A 15619-nucleotide genomic window follows, 5' to 3' on the forward strand; every position below is an offset into this window, starting at 1 on the left:
CCCGGCAATTCGCCGCGTACGTCCACAGGGCCACCACCGACTCCCCGACCCGGAGGAGATCCTGGCGGCGGCCCCCGGCCACCCGCCACCGGATCAGCCCGGACCCCTCACCGGCCGAGGGCCCCCAGGGCTACGGAGTGACCGCGCCGTCCTTCGGGTCCTTGTCGCGGTCCTCGTCGTCCCGCGTCGGTTCCGGCTCCTGCTCGCGGCTCTTCTCCGTGCCCGGTGCGGTCCCCGCCTTCGGCCGGTCGAGCAGGTCCAGCGCGCGCCGGGCCAGCGGATGGGTCCGTACGAGACCACCCAGCGAGGTCGCACCGCGCGTGATGTCGGCGAACGCCTTCCACGCGGGCCGGAATCCGGTGATCGCCGCGTGCAGCACTCCCGGCCTGCGTTCGAAGACCGAGAGCATCCGGCGGCCGACGCTCATCTCGACGCCGAGACCCGCCTTGATCGCGAAGGTGTAGTTCAGCGCCTGGCGACGGGCGTCCACCGCGTCGTGCGCCTCCGAGATCCGTACCGCCCACTCCCCCGCGAGCCGCCCCGAACGCAGCGCGAAGGAGATCCCTTCCCTGGTCCACGGCTCCAGCAGACCCGCCGCGTCACCGCACACCAGCACCCGGCCGCGCGAGAGCGGCGAGTCGTCGCTGCGGCAGCGCGTCAGATGGCCCGACGAGATCGCGGGCTCGAAACCGGCCAGCCCCTGCTTGGCGACGAAGTCCTCCAGATACCGCTTCGTGGCCGCGCCGTCGCCACGCGCCGAGATGACACCGACGGTGAGCGTGTCGCCCTTGGGGAAGACCCAGCCGTAACTCCCCGGGAGCGGGCCCCAGTCGATGAGGACCCGTCCGGCCCAGTCCTCGGCGACCGTCGGCGGCACCGGGATCTCCAGCTCCAGACCGAGGTCCACCTGGTCGAGCTTCACCCCGACATGAGCGCCTATCCGGCCCGCGCTGCCGTCGGCGCCGACGACCGCGCGTGCCAGGACCGTCTCGCCGTCGGACAGGACCACGGCGACCGTACGGCGGTCGGGCACGGCCGGGCCGTGCTGCTGGACGCGGGAGACCGAGGCGCCGGTACGGAGCACGGCGCCCGCCTTCTGGGCGTGCTCCACCAGACTCGCGTCGAACTCGGGCCTGTTGATCAGCCCGAAGAGCATGCGCCGGGAGCGCCGGGTGCGGGCCAGCCGGCCGTTCATCGAGAACGTGACCGCGTGCACCCGGTCGCGCAGGGGCAGTTCGAAGCCGGGTGGCAGCGAATCGCGCGAGGGGCCGATGATGCCGCCTCCGCAGGTCTTGTAGCGGGGCAACTCCGCCTTCTCCAGGAGCAGCACCTGACGGCCCGCGACAGCCGCCGCGTAGGCCGCGGACGCTCCCGCCGGGCCCGCGCCGACCACGACGACATCCCACACCGTCCGGTCGTGCTCACCCGCCGGACCGGCCTCGGGACCGGTCCCGGGCGCGCTTCCAGATTCACTTCCGGCGTCTGCGTTCTCGCTGCTCACGATGTGCTTCTGCTCCTGATCCGACCGGTGGCCCTTGCTGTCGCACGGCATCCTACGGCGCCTGCGGGCCCGGTCCGTTGTGGCAGGATCGGCCCTGTCTTCGACACTCACACAAACACACAACGTCGCACCCGCCAGGAGCGTGCCCATGTCCGTCACTCCGATCGCCGAAACCGTCGCTTCGCTGATGCCGCGCGCACGGGCGGAACTGGCGGAGTTGGTGGCCTTCCGGTCGGTTGCGGATCCCGCGCAGTTCCCCCGGAGCGAGTGCGAGGCCGCCGCCGCGTGGGTGGCGGACGCCCTGCGGGCCGAGGGTTTCCGGGACGTCGCGGCGCTGGACACCCCGGACGGTTCCCAGTCCGTCTACGGCTTCCTGCCCGGCCCCGAAGGGGCGCCGACGGTGCTGCTCTACGCGCACTACGACGTCCAGCCGCCGCTCGACGAGAGCGCCTGGGCCACCCCGCCGTTCGAGCTGACCGACCGGGACGGCCGCTGGTACGGACGCGGGGCCGCCGACTGCAAGGGCGGCTTCGTGATGCATCTGCTCGCGCTGCGCGCCCTCAAGGCGGCGGGCGGCGTGCCCGTGGGCGTCAAGGTGGTGGTGGAGGGCTCGGAGGAGCAGGGCACAGGAGGTCTGGAGCGATACGCCGAAGAACACCCGGAACTGCTGGCCGCGGACACGATCGTCATCGGCGACACGGGCAACTTCCGGGTCGGGCTGCCGACGGTCACGGCCACGCTGCGCGGCATGACCATGCTGCGCGTCCAGATCGACACCCTCGAAGGCAACCTGCACTCGGGCCAGTTCGGCGGCGCGGCGCCGGACGCGCTCGCCGCGCTCATCCATGTGCTGGCCTCGCTGCGGGCGGACGACGGCTCGACCATCGTGGACGGTCTGGCCGCCGACGCCGACTGGGACGGACTCGACTATCCCGAGGCCGACTTCGTCAAGGACGCCAAGGTCCTGGACGGTGTCGGGCTGATCGGCCGGGGCACCGTCGCCGACCGGGTCTGGGCCCGGCCCGCCGTCACCGTGATCGGCATCGACTGCCCGCCGGTGGTCGGCGCGACCCCGTCGCTGCAGGCGAGCGCCCGCGCCCAGATCAGCCTGCGGGTGCCGCCGGGCCAGGACGCCGCCCACGCGACGAAGCTGCTCACCGCGCACCTGCACGCGCACACCCCGTGGGGTGCCCGGGTCTCGGTCGAGCAGGTCGGGCAGGGCCAGCCGTTCCGCGCGGACACCGCCAGCCCCGCGTACGCCTCGATGGCCGAGGCGATGCGCGTCGCCTATCCGGGCGAGGAGATGCAGACCGCCGGCATGGGCGGCTCCATCCCGCTCTGCGACACGCTGGCCTCGCTGTACCCGGACGCGGAGATCCTGCTGATCGGCCTGAGCGAGCCGGAGGCGCGGATCCACGCGGTCAACGAGAGTGTGTCCCCCCAGGAGTTGGAACGGCTGTCGGTGGCAGAGGCGCACTTCCTGGTCAACTACGCGCGCTCCAAGCGGGGCTGAGCCCGTACGGAGCCGTAGCGGTGGGCCGTGGGAGCGGACCGGCCCGACGGAAGAGTTCGACGGGAGGTTCACCCGGGCTTTCTGCGGAAAGCGGAAATCGCCGTCAGCGAATTGCCGCGCGCGGCCGTTCCGCACTGCATACATTCGACACATGGATCTCGTTGCGATCAGTCCACGGCTGCATATGCTCCGTTTCCCCATCGGTCAGGCGTACTTGTGGCAGGACGAGAACGAGCTGACTCTCATCGATTCCGGTCATGTCTACGCGGGACCGGAGATCGAATACGCCATTCGCGAGCTCGGTCTCACCCCCGCGAATCTGCGCCGTATCGTCCTCACCCACTGCCACCGTGACCATGTGGGCTCGGCGCAGGAGCTGGCCGGGCGGTACGGCGCCGAGGTGATGGCGCACCGGCTCGACGCGCCGATCATCCGCGGCGACTGGCCGGTGCCGGACCCGCTGCTCCTCGACTGGGAGATCCCGCTGTACGAGCATGGGCTGACCGTGCCGCCCGCGCCGCCCACCCGGGTGGACCGCGAGCTGGAGGACGGCGACGAGCTGCCCTTCGGTGACGGCGCCCGGGTGGTGCATGTCCCGGGCCATACGTACGGGTCCATCGCCGTCCATCTGCCGTACCACGGCGTGCTGTTCACGGGTGACGCCGTGGCCGCCGCCGAACGCCGGGTGATGCTCGGCGTGTTCAACGTCAACCGCGAGAGCGCCAAACGGTCCATGATCCGGCTCGCGGCGCTCGCGCCGTCGACGGTCTGTTTCGGCCATGGCGATCCGCTCGTCACGGACGGCATCACGGACGCCGCCGCCGTGCTGCACGTGTCAGCCGACCGGGACACCGGCCTCCAGGTTGAGCACGGTCCGCCGCTCCCGGGCCCTTAGGGCCCACCGCAGCCGTTCGTAGCGGGCGGGCGGCAGCATCGAGGCCGCCTCGTCCTCGGTGACGAAACGCCAGCCTCGCAGCTCCGAGCCGGGCAGCAGCAGCCGCCCGGCGTCCTGCTCGGGCAGCCGGCCGCCGTCGAAGATCAGCCGCAGACCGCCGAAGCCGGGCGGTCTCGGCGGTTCCCAGTCGACCACCAGCAGTCTGGGTACGTGGTTGAGTTCTATCCCGATCTCCTCGGTGACCTCGCGCATCCCGGCACGCGCGGGCGCCTCGCCGCGCTCGACCACACCGCCGGGGAACTCCCAGCCCGGCTTGTAGGTGGGGTCGACGAGCAGCACCCGGTCCCGTTCGTCGAAGAGGAGCACCCCCGCCGCGACGGTCTCCGCCGTCGGTTCGGGTGTCTGCACGATCTCGCAGAGCCCCGCCGAGCCCGCGTGTACGGCCTCGGCGACGACCGCCGCGCTCTGCGCCGGCGTGAGACCCGCGGTGTCGACGACCAGGGCGTCGGCCGTGAGCCAGCCGAGCGCGGCGCCGTAGGGCTCGATGTGTTCGTACGCCCACTGCCGGGCGCGCTCGGTCCTGGCCGGGTCCCCGTCGGCCGCCCCGTCCCGGGTTCGGTCCGCTATCCGGCCGCGCAAAATCGTTTCGTCCAAGGTCAGGAGCACATGCCGGACGGGAATGCGGCGGGCTGCCAGACCGCCGAATATCTCGTCCCGGTACTCCTGCCGGAGCAGGGTCATCGGGACGACGAGCACGCCGCCGACATCGGCGAGCAGCGCGGCGGCCGTGTCCACGACCAGCCGCCGCCAGATGGGCAGGTCCTGGAAGTCGGTCACTTCGGCGAGTCTCTTCTGCGGCAGCAGCTCCCGCAGGCCGGAACCGATCAGTCCGGGGTCGTACAGGGTGCTGTTAGGGATCATGTCGATCAGCTCGCGCGCCGTACTGGTCTTGCCCGCTCCGAACGCACCGTTGATCCAGACGATCACGGTTCCCCCTCTTCCGTAGCCCCATGTGGATTGCCCGCAACACCCGGGAGTGGAAACACGTGGCCGATTCCGGCTGCCTCGTCGACACCCGGCTGTTGCTGGTTCGTGGCCTTTTCGCCACCTCCTACGGAGGCCGCGGCGCGTCCTGGTTGACGGAGCGTTTTCAGCCGGAGCCGTAACACCTGCGGACAGAAGGTCGTTGGAGACGGATGTGACCGAGGGGGTTCGCGATGCACCGTGACGTACTGGAGAGGTTCCCGGCGGGGGATCCGCGAGGGAGTTGGCGCGCCGAGGAGTTCGCGCGGGCGCGCCGGGACGAGGGCACCCCCGCCGAGGTGGTGATGGACCTGGAGTCGGACCACTTCCTGGTGGTGGTGCCCCAACAGGCCAGGGAAACCGCCTCCTGAGGAAGCCGCGGCGAGGGAGTCTCCTTCCGGCCTCGCTCTCAGCCCTTGCTGGATCCGAGGGTGAGGCCGGCGATGAAGTGCCGCTGGAGCAGCAGGAAGACGATGATCGTCGGCAGCGCCACAATGATCGAGCCCGCGGCCAACAGGTTGTAGTCCGTGAAGAATTGACCGCGAAGATTGTTGAGCGCCGAGGTCACCGGCAGTTTGTCGCCGTCGGAGATGAAGACCAGCGCCCACAGGAAGTCGTTGTACATCCAGGTGAACTGGAGTGTGCCGAGGGCCGCGAGGGCCGGTCGGCACAGCGGCAGGGTGATCCGCCAGTACTGCGCCCAGACACCCGCGCCGTCGACGATCGCCGCCTCCAGGATCTCGATCGGCAGCGTACGCATGAAGTTGGCCAGCACGAAGACGCAGAAGCCCATCTGGAAGCCCACCTGGACGGCTACGACGGCCCAGTACGAGTCGTACATCGTCATCGAGTCGGACATCCAGTACGGCAGCGGGATGCGGTTGAACAGCACGTACAGCGGCGTGATGATCACCTGCTGCGGCAGCAGATTGCCCGCCGTGAACAGCATCAGCAGCACGATCGATCCGCGCATGCGCAGCCGTGCCACGGCGAAGGCGACGAACGAGGCGAGGAAGAGCGCGAGCAGTACACCCGGGACGGCGATGAGCAGTGTGTTGACGAAGTACTTCGTCATCCCGGAATCGGTGAACGCCTGCCGGTAGTAGTCGAACGACAGCTTGTCGGGCAGCGAGAAGTAGCCGCGTTCGGCCGTCTCGTCGTACGGCCTGAGCGAGGCGTACGCGGCCAGCAGCAGCGGCGCGAGGAACCCCAGCGAGACGGCCATCAGGAAGGCGTGCACGCCGAACCGGCCGGGGGTGAGGCGACGCCGGCGGGTGGACGGCCCCGACGACGCGGGCCCGCCGGTGGTGGCGGGCGCGGGCGGGCCCGGGGCGGCGGTGTCGGCGGTGTCGGCGTGAACGCTCATCGGGTCTTCTCCCCTCGGATCTCCTGGACCAGATACGTCACGACGAAGCCCATGGAGACGACGAGCAGGACGACGGCGATCGCCGATCCGAAGCCGATCCGGCTCGCCTCTCCGATGATGTTGTCCGTGACGAGCACCGCGAGCAGTTCGAGGCCGTTTCTGCCCTTGTTGACGGCGTAGACGATGTCGAAGGCGCGCAGCCCCTCGATGACGGTGATCACGCCGACGATGACGTTCACCGGCCTCATGGTGGGGAAGACCACCCGGAAGAATGTCTGAGTCTCGCTCGCGCCGTCGATGGCCGCCGCCTCCTTGAGAGAGGCGTCGACGGCCTTGAGTCCGGCCAGGTAGAGGATCATCACGTAGCCGGTGTGACGCCAGGCCGCGGCCAGCAGGACCATCCAGATGTTGAGGTCCGGATCGCCGAGCCAGTCGGTGGGATTCTCCGTGTCGCCGAGGATCGCGTTGAGCGCGCCCTGGTCGCGGGAGAAGACGAGTTGGGCGATGAAGCCGACGATGGCGAGCGAGAGCACGACCGGCAGATAGATCGTCGACTGGTAGAAGCGGCTGAAGCGCACACCCCGGTCGATGAGTACGGCCAGGAGCAGCCCGAACGGTGTGGCGACCAGTCCGAGGAAGCCCAGCCACAGGAGGTTGTGCTGGACGGCGGGCCAGAACTGCGGGTAGTTGGTGAACAGGTTCTCGTAGTTCTCCGTACCCACCCACTCGATGTCGCTGATCCCGTCCCAGTTGGAGAAGGACAGCACGATCGAGGCGACGGTCGGGCCCCACACGATGACGAGATCGAGCAGGAGAGGTACTCCCAGCAGCACGCAGAGGACGGCACGGTCCCGGGCGGAGAACCGCCGGGAGCCGCGCCGCCGGGTGCGACGCGTCGTGAGGAACGCCACGGATCAGAGCTCCCGGTCGGAGTCGGCGGGCACGAGGGGGACAGACATGGGGAGAAGGGAGAAGGGCGGGTGCTGTCCGGGAAGCTCAGCTGCCCGCGTCGGACGCGAAGAGCGTCTTCTTCTGCCGCTCGATCCCGTTGACCAGCCCGTTCACGTCGTCCGGCTCGTTGATGAAGCTCTGGATGGCCTGGATCATCACCGTGGAGGCGAAGTCGGGCCGGGTGTCGCGGTCCATGAACTGCGATATCTGCTTCGAGCCCGCGATCAGGTCCACCGCCTTCTTCTGCAGCGGTGAGTACTTGGAGATGTCGGCGTCCTCGCTGACCGCGACATTGTTGGGGTCACCGGCGAGATAGACGTCCTCGGCCTTGCCGGTGGCCAGCCAGGACAGCAGATCCCTGGCGCTCTCCATGGTCTGGTCGTTCTTCAGGTTCTTGGAGTTCTTCGCCAGCAGGAATCCGTCGATGGGCGCCTCGACCGCGTCCTGGCCGTGCTCCGGGTTGATCTCGGGGAAGGCGAAGAAGTCGATGTCGTCCTGCTCGTCCTCGGCGAACTGCTGGCCGGGGTGCGGCAGTCCGAAGACGGCCATCCCCGTCTCGCCCTTCTGGAGGCTGGTCGCCGCCTCCTGCCAGGTACGGCCGTTGGCGCCCGGCTGGCAGTAGGGGAGGATGCTCCGCCAGGTGTCGAAGACATCCTTGACGCGCTTGTCGGTCCAGGCTTCCTCGCCCGCCATCAGCGACGTGTGGAACTCGTAACCGTTGGTGCGCATGTTGATGTAGTCGAAGGTGCCCATCGCCGGCCAGCCGTCCTTGTCACAGAACGCGATCGGGGTCAGCTTGTCCTTCCGCATCTGCTTGGCGAGCGCCAGATACTCGTCCAGGGTGCGCGGCGCCTCGTAGCCGCGCTCCTCGAAGACGCTCTTCCGGTGGAAGACCGCCCACGGGTAGTAGTAGTACGGCGTGAGGTACTGCTTGTCGTCGGAGCCGGTCGACTGGGCCTTCAGTGCGTCGGAGAAGCCGGTGTAGTCGCCCCACAGGTCGCTGATGTCGTGGAGCAGCCCCTTCTCGGCGAAGAACTGCATCCGGTAGCCGGCGAACCACATGAAGACGTCGTCCGGCTTGCTCTGCAGATAGCGGCTGATGTTCTCCTGGAAGCTGTTGTGGTCAACGGTGTTGACGTCAACCTTCCGCTTCTCCTTGGACTGCTTCTCGTACGCCGCGAAGGCCTGGTCGAACGCCTTCTTCGGGACTGGGTCGGATGCGTTCGAACCCATCGTGACGGTCTTTCCGTCACCGCCCGGGCCGCCGCCGCACGCGGCGAGCAGCGACGGCAGTGCGATCGCACCCGCCCCGGCCGCCGCACCACGCAGTAGATTTCGCCGGGAGATCCGGTGCCCGGCCAGACTCGCCGGTACCACCGAACCGTTGAACGGAGACTGAGACATGTCCCCCTCCTCAGGGGTGCAACCCAACACAACCGAACGCGAGGGTTGGATCTCACTCCCCTGAGAGGGAGTCGTCAAGGGTTCTGACGGGGATACCGAACAACCGTTATTCGGTCTCACGCAACAGAGCCGAACAGGCTCCACCGCAAACGCGCGCAATGCCACAAACGCGAAGACGGGTACAGCGGCGGCGATTTGACGGCCCGTCAAATCGCCCTCACGCGACCGTCGTCCATCCGTTCGGACGGTCGCGGGGAGGGCGACCCGACGTTCGTCTGACGGTGCGTCAGATGCTTGTAGGGGCGGTCATCGCCGAGTTGTTGTTGCTCGACGCGGCGGACCCGCGCCCCAGCGCGGCGGCCGCGGCCGCGCCCACCAGACCCGCGTTCGTACCGGTCAGCGCCGGTGCCACGGTGAGGTTCTGGACGAACGAGAGCGTCGCGTACTCACGCAGCGAGCGGCGCAGCGGCAGGAAGAGCACATCGCCCGCGTTCGCCACTCCCCCGCCGACGACCGCGATCCCGATCTCCACGAGCGTCGCCGTCGCGGCGATCCCCGCGGCGAGGGCCTGCGCGGCCCGCTCGAACGAGGCGATGGCGACCGCGTCGCCCGTGCGCGCCGCCGCGGCGACCGCCGCCGCCGAGGTGTCACCGTCCGGACCCGGCCGCCAGCCGCCCTCCAGGGCGCGACGGGCGATGTTGGGGCCGCTCGCGATGCGTTCGACGCAGCCGCGTCCGCCGCACGGGCAGAGATCGCCGTCGAGATCCACGCTGATGTGACCGATGTGGCCGGCATTGCCCGAGGGGCCCGGGTGGAGCTTGCCGCCGAGCACCAGACCGCCGCCGACGCCGGTGGAGACCACCATGCACAGGGCGTTGTCGTAGCCGCGGGCCGCGCCCTGCCAGTGCTCCGCCGCCGTCATGGCGACGCCGTCGCCCACGAGCGTCACCGGCAGCCCACCGGTGGCTCGCCGGACCCGCTCGACCAGGGGGAATCCGCGCCAGCCGGGCACGTTCACCGGGCTGACGGTGCCGGCCGCCGCGTCCACGGGGCCCGCGCTGCCGATGCCGACAGCGGTCGTACGCGCCCAGAGCGGCGACGCGCCCATCTCCTTCAGCACCTCCGTGACCGCGCGCATCACCGACTCGCCGTCCTCGGTCGCCGGGGTCGGCCGGCGGGACCGTACGAGGATCCTCCCGTCACCGTCCACCAACGCTCCGGCGATCTTGGTACCGCCGATGTCGAGAGCGGCGACTAGGTCGGTATGCATCAGTGTCGGATCTCCAGTGGACGAGAGGGTCCCCGCGGGCGGGGGTGGTGGGGGACGCGCGGGGGACCTGCGGGTTCGTGGAACAGTCTCCATTCACCTGACAACGTTGTCCAGGGCCTATGCTCAACGCCACAAGTCTTGAACGTAACCGAACGACGACAGGACAGCGCACAGTGGCCGACACCGCCCGTCACCCCGAGCCCCGCTACGGTAATCGGCCCACCATGAAGGATGTGGCAGCCCGGGCCGGTGTCGGGCTCAAGACGGTGTCCCGGGTGGTCAACGCGGAGCCCGGCGTGACGCCGGACACCGAGCGGCGCGTGCAGGAGGCCATCGACGCGCTGGGCTTCCGCCGCAACGACTCCGCGCGCGTGCTGCGCAAGGGGCGTACCGCCAGCATCGGTCTGGTGCTGGAAGATCTCGCCGACCCGTTCTACGGTCCGCTGAACCGCGCGGTCGAAGAGGTCGCCCGCGCCCACGGCGCGCTGTTGATCAACGGGTCGAGCGCGGAGGACCCGGACCGCGAGCAGGAGCTGGTGCTCGCCCTCTGCGCGCGCCGCGTGGACGGCCTGATCATCATCCCCGCGGGTCACGACCACCGTTATCTGGAGCCGGAGATCAAGGCCGGGGTCGCGACGGTCTTCGTCGACCGCCCCGCGGGGAAGATCGACGCGGACGCCGTGCTCTCCGACAGCTTCGGCGGCGCGCGTTCGGGCACGGCCCATCTGGTCGCGCACGGCCACCGGCGGATCGGCTTCATCGGTGACCAGCCCCGGATCCACACGGCGGTGGAGCGCCTGCGCGGCTACCGGGCCGCGATGGCGCACGCCGACCTGCCGGTGGACGACTCCTGGGTGTCGCTGGGCACGACCGTTCCCGAGCGGGTGCACGAGGCCGTCGTGTCGATGCTGAAGGCCCCCGAGCCGGTCACGGCGATCCTCACCGGCAACAACCGTGTCACCGTCACGGTCGTACGGGCGCTCGCCGCGCACGACCGGCCCGTCGCCCTCGTCGGCTTCGACGACATCGAGCTGGCCGACCTGCTGGACCCGGGGGTCACCGTCATCGCGCAGGACGCGGCCACTCTCGGGCGTACGGCGGCGGAGCGGCTGTTCCGCCGGCTGGACGGTGCGGCGGAAGCCCCGAACCAGGTGGTGGTACCGACCAGGCTGATCGCACGCGGCTCGGGCGAGCTGCCGCCGTCAGCAGACCGGTAGGCCCGGCAGCGGCTGGACGTTGTCGCCGCCCGAGATGTAGACGTCGCTGACGAAGACGTTCGTGTCGCCGCTGTCGTCGTCGGTCTTGGCCCACCAGCGCGCGTCGCTGGTTCCGGTCACCCGTACGGGACCGTGGTCGCGGTCCTCGTAGGTGTCGACGACAGCCTGAGGGGCGGCAGTGTCGGGTGGGACGGGCCGGTATGTGCGGCGGTTGGGCCGGGGCGTGTCCGCGAAGTCCCGCCCGGCCCGTGACGCCCGGCACGGCGCCTCGCCGCGTTGTCTTGGGTCGGCCGAGCCCGGTACGGGACCGATCTCCTCCGTCTTGCGACGCACCGCACCAGCCGCCCGGGGCTGATCCACGACGTCCGCCGGCCACCCATCACCCGCGTCAACAACCCTCCGGGTCAATACACCTAGACCGTGAGGGCCGCGCGGCGTGGGGCCGAGAAGCCTTCCAGGTCGGCGCGGGTGAGCCCGGCGAGGCCCGTGACCTCGTCGGCGTCGAGGGCGCCGCAGTCCAGACCGCGCAGCAGATAGCCGCTGAGAGCCTTGGCGGTGGCCGGCTCGTCCATCACGTCGCCCCCGGCCTTCGCCACGTACGCGGCGAGTCGCGCGGCGGCCGGCTCCAGGCCCTCGCGGTAGAAGGCGTAGACGGCGGCGTAGCGCGTGGGCAGGTGGCCTGGGTGCATGTCCCAGCCCTGGTAGTAGGCGCGGGCCAGGGCGCGGCGGGTGAGCCCGTAGTGCAGGCGCCATGCCTCGTGGACCTGGCTGGTGGGGCCGACGGGCAGGACGTTGGTGGAGCCGTCGCAGACCCGTACGCCGGTGCCGGCGGCGGCGACCTGCATGACGGCCTTGGCGTGGTCGGCGGCCGGGTGGTCGCTGGACTGGTAGGCGGCGCTGACCCCGACGCACGCGCTGTAGTCGAAGGTGCCGTAGTGCAGTCCGGTGGCGCGGCCGTCCGCCGCGACGATCATCCGGGCCACGGAGGCGGTGCCGTCGGCGGCGAGGATGGACTGGCTGGTCTCGATCTGGATCTCGAAGCCGATCCGGCCCGGCCGGAGCCCGCGCGCCTTCTCGAACTCCTCCGCCAACCGGACCATGGCGGTGACCTGTTCGGGATAGGTGACCTTCGGCAGGGTGAGGACGAGCCCTTCGGGGAGCCCGCCGGCCTCCATCAGTCCGCTGAGGAAGACGTCGAGGGTGCGGATGGCCCGGTCGCGTACGGGGGCCTCCAGGCACTTCATCCGGATGCCCATGTACGGGGGCGCGGCGCCGTCCTCGTACGCGGCGTGGACGAGGCGCGCGGCGCGCGCGGCGGCGATGTCCTCCTCTTCGTCGGAGTGCGCCCCGTAGCCGTCCTCGAAGTCGATCCGCAGGTCCTCGACGGGTTCGCGCTCCAGCTTGGCGCGCACCCGCTCGTACACCGGGCCGGCCAGTTCGCCGGAGAGGCCCAGGGCGCGTGCCAAGGAGGCGGCGTCCGGGGCGTGTTCGTCGAGGGCGGCGAGGGCCTGGTCACCCCAGGAGCGGACGGTGCCGACGTCGAACGCGTCCGCGGGGACGTAGACGGTGTGGACGGGCTGGCGGGTGCCGGGGTCTCCCGGATAGCGGCGGGCGAGTTCCGCGTCGACCGGTGCGAGCGAGGCGCTGATGCTCGCCCCGACCGCGTCCGCGAGGCTCGTCGCGACCTTCTCCTGCTGGCCCTGACCCATTCCCACGCCTCCATGTACCGCACTTATTTTCCACCATACGGAATACATCATCCGCATGGTGAAGTTAATCGTCCGATCCGGGCTGCGTCAATGGTCGCCCGGGGCGGCCCGGGAAGCGAGCGCGCAGCGCGCAGGGGCCGCGCGGTGGGTGATCCACCGCGCGGCCCCTGCGCGTATGCCGACGTACGAGCCGCGCGTGCCGCCGGAACGTACGAGCCGCCCTCGGCTCAGCCCTTCCGCGCCTTGATGGCCTCGGTGAGCTGCGGGACGACCTGGAAGAGGTCGCCGACGATGCCGTAGTCGACGAGGTCGAAGATGGGCGCCTCGGCGTCCTTGTTGACCGCGACGATCGTCTTCGAGGTCTGCATGCCCGCCCGGTGCTGGATCGCGCCCGAGATGCCGGAGGCGATGTACAGCTGGGGGGAGACCGACTTGCCGGTCTGGCCGACCTGGTTGGAGTGCGGGTACCAGCCGGCGTCGACGGCGGCGCGCGAGGCGCCCACGGCCGCGCCGAGGGAGTCGGCGAGCGCCTCGATGATCGCGAAGTTCTCGGCGCCGTTGACGCCGCGACCGCCGGAGACGACGATCGCGGCCTCGGTCAGCTCCGGGCGGCCGGTCGACTCACGCGGGGTGCGCGCCACGACCTTGGTGCCGGTGGCGGCCTCACCGAACGTGACGGCCAGCTCCTCGACGGCGCCCGCGGCCGCGGCCGGCTCGACGGGTGCCGAGTTGGGCTTCACGGTGATGACCGGAGTGCCCTTGGTGATACGGGACTTGGTGGTGTACGCGGCGGCGAAGACCGACTGTGTGGCCACCGGGCCCTGGTCGTCGGCCGTCAGGTCGATCGCGTCGGTGATCAGGCCCGACCCGATACGCACCGCGAGACGGGCGGCGATCTCCTTGCCTTCGGCGGACGAGGGGACCAGTACGGCGGCCGGGGAGACGCTGTCGTACGCGGCCTGGAGCGCGTCGACCTTCGGGACGACGAGGTAGTCGGCGAACTCGGGGGCGTCGGCGGTCAGGACCTTCACCGCGCCGTGCTCCGCCAGGGTGGCGACGGTGTCCGCGGCGCCCGCGCCGAGCGCGACGGCGACCGGGTCGCCGATGCGGCGGGCCAGCGTCAGCAGCTCCAGGGTGGGCTTGCGGACGGCGCCGTCCACATGATCGACATAGACGAGGACTTCAGCCATGGGATGTGTTCTCCTGCGAATGCGTGTGCGTGAAGGGGACCGGCTGGGGGGCGGTGAACCGCACCCGTCAGATGAACTTCTGGCTCACGAGGTACTCGGCCAACTGGTCGCCGCCCTTGCCCTCGTCGTTGACGATCGTGCCCGCCGTGCGGGCCGGGCGCTCCGTGGCGGAGTCGACCGCCGTCCACGCGCCTTCGAGACCGACGTCCCCGGCCTCGATGTCCAGGTCCCCCAGGTCCAGGGACTCCACCGGCTTCTTCTTCGCCGCCATGATCCCCTTGAACGAGGGGTAGCGGGCCTCGCCCGACTGGTCCGTCACCGACACGACGGCCGGCAGGGAGGCTTCGAGCTGCACGGTCGCCGCGTCGCCGTCGCGGCGGCCCTTGACGGTGGAGCCGTCGACCGAGACCTCGGACAGCAGCGTCACCTGCGGCACGCCAAGACGCTCCGAGAGCATCGCGGGCAGGACGCCCATGGTGCCGTCCGTGGAGGCCATGCCGCAGATCACCAGGTCGTAGCCGGTCTTCTCGACCGCCTTCGCCAGGACCAGCGAGGTGCCGAGCGCGTCCGTGCCGTGCAGATCGTCGTCCTCGACGTGGACCGCCTTGTCCGCGCCCATCGACAGCGCCTTGCGCAACGCGTCTTTCGCGTCCTCGGGGCCGACCGTCAGCACGGTGACCTCGGCGTCACCGTCGTGGTCACCCGCGATCTGGAGCGCCTGCTCGACCGCGTACTCGTCCAGCTCGGACAGCAGACCGTCCACATCGTCACGGTCCAGCGTCAGGTCATCGGCGAAATGCCGGTCACCCGTGGCGTCGGGCACGTACTTCACACAGACAACGATCCTCAAGCTCACGCCGGCTCTCCTACTGCATCGTCATTTCTGGGCTGCGTTGTTGCTCGCAGCATAGGCGCCTGATGGGGGGTTTTCCGGTCAGGTCGACCCGCGCACCGACCATAATATTACTCGCCAGTACATCCAGCTCGTGCCCGCTGAGCAAGCGCTTTGAACTGTGACCTTCCCAACGCCCGCCGCCCCGACGCCCCGACGCACTGCGGCCTGCGGCCGCGGCGTGTCACCCGCCAGGGGTCTCGCCGGAGACGGCCACACCGAGCGCCGCGATCACATCGGCCTTGCGGGGCGCCCCCGCCGCCCTGCGTACGATCCGGCCCGCCGCGTCGAGGACGAGCACCGTGGGGGTCTTGAGGATGCCGAGTTCGCGTACCAACTCCAGCCGGTCCTCGGCGTCGAGCTCCACATGGGCGACGCCCTCGACCATGCCGGTCACCTCGGCGAGCGTGCGCCTGGTCGCGCGGCACGGCTGGCAGAACGCGCTGGAGAACTGGACCAGCGTGGCGCGTTCCCCCAACTCCGCGCCCAACCGCGCGGCGTCGAGCCGCGGTTCGCCCTCTCGCTCGCGCACCTTGAGCCTCCGCTCACCATGAGTCCGGTCGCCGCCTCTCCACGGGGCAGCGTTCGCACGACGGCGGAATATTCCGCGGCGCCGCGCTGAGCTGCGGCAAACGCCCCGATCACCCAGGAATGACGTGATGAGAATCTCGCTCCGCGCCGTCGAGAG

The 15619-nt window shown here is 70.2% G+C and carries 15 protein-coding genes; 4 read left to right on the top strand and 11 right to left on the bottom strand.

The window, feature by feature from the left end; translation table 11 throughout:
• Positions 1-130 precede the first annotated feature (130 nt).
• Positions 131-1501, bottom strand: a complete 1371-nt coding sequence (locus tag ACIBBB_RS07130; protein WP_398979580.1) for a geranylgeranyl reductase family protein — start codon at positions 1499-1501, stop codon at positions 131-133.
• Between the two features lie 148 nt (positions 1502-1649).
• On the opposite strand from ACIBBB_RS07130, the gene ACIBBB_RS07135 reads away from it, so the two are divergent.
• Together ACIBBB_RS07135 and ACIBBB_RS07140 are read left to right on the top strand one after the other, a co-directional pair.
• Entirely contained in the window at positions 1650-3014 is a 1365-nt protein-coding gene (locus ACIBBB_RS07135) for a dipeptidase (protein WP_398979582.1), read from the top strand.
• A 151-nt stretch (positions 3015-3165) separates the two neighbouring features.
• The gene (locus tag ACIBBB_RS07140; protein ID WP_398979584.1) at positions 3166-3909 is read left to right on the top strand and encodes an MBL fold metallo-hydrolase; all 744 of its coding nucleotides are present in this window, start codon (positions 3166-3168) and stop codon (positions 3907-3909) included.
• On the opposite strand, the gene ACIBBB_RS07145 is transcribed toward ACIBBB_RS07140, so the two are convergent.
• The gene (locus ACIBBB_RS07145) at positions 3850-4896 is read right to left on the bottom strand and encodes an NUDIX domain-containing protein (RefSeq protein WP_398979586.1); all 1047 of its coding nucleotides are present in this window, start codon (positions 4894-4896) and stop codon (positions 3850-3852) included. The two genes, ACIBBB_RS07140 and ACIBBB_RS07145, sit on opposite strands and share 60 nt — an antisense overlap.
• 230 nt (positions 4897-5126) lie before the next feature.
• Here ACIBBB_RS07145 and ACIBBB_RS07150 point away from each other — a divergent pair, with 230 nt between their 5' ends.
• Positions 5127-5303: a hypothetical protein gene (locus ACIBBB_RS07150; protein WP_398979588.1), complete on the top strand. Its 177-nt coding sequence runs from the start codon at positions 5127-5129 to the stop codon at positions 5301-5303.
• 38 nt (positions 5304-5341) lie between these two features.
• Here the strand turns inward: ACIBBB_RS07150 and ACIBBB_RS07155 are convergent, their stop codons facing one another.
• From ACIBBB_RS07155 to ACIBBB_RS07170, 4 genes are all read right to left on the bottom strand, one after another.
• Positions 5342-6298: a carbohydrate ABC transporter permease gene (locus tag ACIBBB_RS07155; protein ID WP_398979590.1), complete on the bottom strand. Its 957-nt coding sequence runs from the start codon at positions 6296-6298 to the stop codon at positions 5342-5344.
• Positions 6295-7209 (bottom strand): carbohydrate ABC transporter permease, encoded by a 915-nt coding sequence (locus ACIBBB_RS07160; protein ID WP_398979592.1) that lies wholly within the window; start codon positions 7207-7209, stop codon positions 6295-6297. Before ACIBBB_RS07160 ends, ACIBBB_RS07155 begins: the two co-directional genes overlap by 4 nt.
• 85 nt (positions 7210-7294) lie before the next feature.
• The gene (locus tag ACIBBB_RS07165) at positions 7295-8653 is read right to left on the bottom strand and encodes an ABC transporter substrate-binding protein (protein ID WP_398979594.1); all 1359 of its coding nucleotides are present in this window, start codon (positions 8651-8653) and stop codon (positions 7295-7297) included.
• Positions 8654-8939: 286 nt separating this feature from the next.
• Entirely contained in the window at positions 8940-9923 is a 984-nt protein-coding gene (locus tag ACIBBB_RS07170) for an ROK family protein (RefSeq protein WP_398979596.1), read from the bottom strand.
• A 173-nt stretch (positions 9924-10096) separates the two neighbouring features.
• Between ACIBBB_RS07170 and ACIBBB_RS07175 the strand changes: the two genes are divergently transcribed.
• Positions 10097-11140: a LacI family DNA-binding transcriptional regulator gene (locus ACIBBB_RS07175; RefSeq protein ID WP_398979598.1), complete on the top strand. Its 1044-nt coding sequence runs from the start codon at positions 10097-10099 to the stop codon at positions 11138-11140.
• Here the strand turns inward: ACIBBB_RS07175 and ACIBBB_RS07180 are convergent.
• The 5 genes from ACIBBB_RS07180 to ACIBBB_RS07200 all read right to left on the bottom strand — a co-directional run bounded on the left by ACIBBB_RS07180 (position 11126) and on the right by ACIBBB_RS07200 (position 15463).
• On the bottom strand, positions 11126-11473 hold the full coding sequence (locus tag ACIBBB_RS07180; protein ID WP_398980080.1) for a hypothetical protein: 348 nt from the start codon (positions 11471-11473) through the stop codon (positions 11126-11128). The genes ACIBBB_RS07175 and ACIBBB_RS07180 overlap by 15 nt on opposite strands.
• Positions 11474-11553: 80 nt before the next feature.
• Entirely contained in the window at positions 11554-12849 is a 1296-nt protein-coding gene (locus ACIBBB_RS07185; RefSeq protein WP_398979600.1) for a DUF6986 family protein, read from the bottom strand.
• Between the two features lie 227 nt (positions 12850-13076).
• Positions 13077-14039 carry an electron transfer flavoprotein subunit alpha/FixB family protein gene (locus ACIBBB_RS07190; RefSeq protein ID WP_398979602.1) on the bottom strand — a complete coding sequence of 321 codons (963 nt, stop codon included), beginning with the start codon at positions 14037-14039 and terminating at the stop codon, positions 13077-13079.
• A 67-nt stretch (positions 14040-14106) separates the two neighbouring features.
• Positions 14107-14895, bottom strand: coding sequence for an electron transfer flavoprotein subunit beta/FixA family protein (locus tag ACIBBB_RS07195; RefSeq protein ID WP_189110777.1), 789 nt, complete (start codon positions 14893-14895; stop codon positions 14107-14109).
• Between the two features lie 220 nt (positions 14896-15115).
• A complete protein-coding gene (locus ACIBBB_RS07200; RefSeq protein ID WP_398979604.1) occupies positions 15116-15463 on the bottom strand; it encodes a TlpA family protein disulfide reductase in 348 nt (115 codons plus the stop codon).
• Between the last annotated feature and the right edge of the window lie 156 nt (positions 15464-15619).

The organism is Streptomyces sp. NPDC051217 (assembly GCF_044455465.1).
Lineage (GTDB): Bacteria > Actinomycetota > Actinomycetes > Streptomycetales > Streptomycetaceae > Streptomyces.

Excerpts from the sequence above, each read along its gene's own strand:
- ACIBBB_RS07135 (WP_398979582.1), top strand. The coding sequence starts at position 1,650 with ATGTCCGTCACTCCGATCGCCGAAACCGTCGCTTCGCTGATGCCGCGC.
- ACIBBB_RS07140 (WP_398979584.1), top strand. The coding sequence starts at position 3,166 with ATGGATCTCGTTGCGATCAGTCCACGGCTGCATATGCTCCGTTTCCCC.
- ACIBBB_RS07150 (WP_398979588.1), top strand. The coding sequence starts at position 5,127 with ATGCACCGTGACGTACTGGAGAGGTTCCCGGCGGGGGATCCGCGAGGG.
- ACIBBB_RS07155 (WP_398979590.1), bottom strand. The coding sequence starts at position 6,298 with ATGAGCGTTCACGCCGACACCGCCGACACCGCCGCCCCGGGCCCGCCC.
- ACIBBB_RS07165 (WP_398979594.1), bottom strand. The coding sequence starts at position 8,653 with ATGTCTCAGTCTCCGTTCAACGGTTCGGTGGTACCGGCGAGTCTGGCC.
- ACIBBB_RS07170 (WP_398979596.1), bottom strand. The coding sequence starts at position 9,923 with ATGCATACCGACCTAGTCGCCGCTCTCGACATCGGCGGTACCAAGATC.
- ACIBBB_RS07185 (WP_398979600.1), bottom strand. The coding sequence starts at position 12,849 with ATGGGTCAGGGCCAGCAGGAGAAGGTCGCGACGAGCCTCGCGGACGCG.
- ACIBBB_RS07190 (WP_398979602.1), bottom strand. The coding sequence starts at position 14,039 with ATGGCTGAAGTCCTCGTCTATGTCGATCATGTGGACGGCGCCGTCCGC.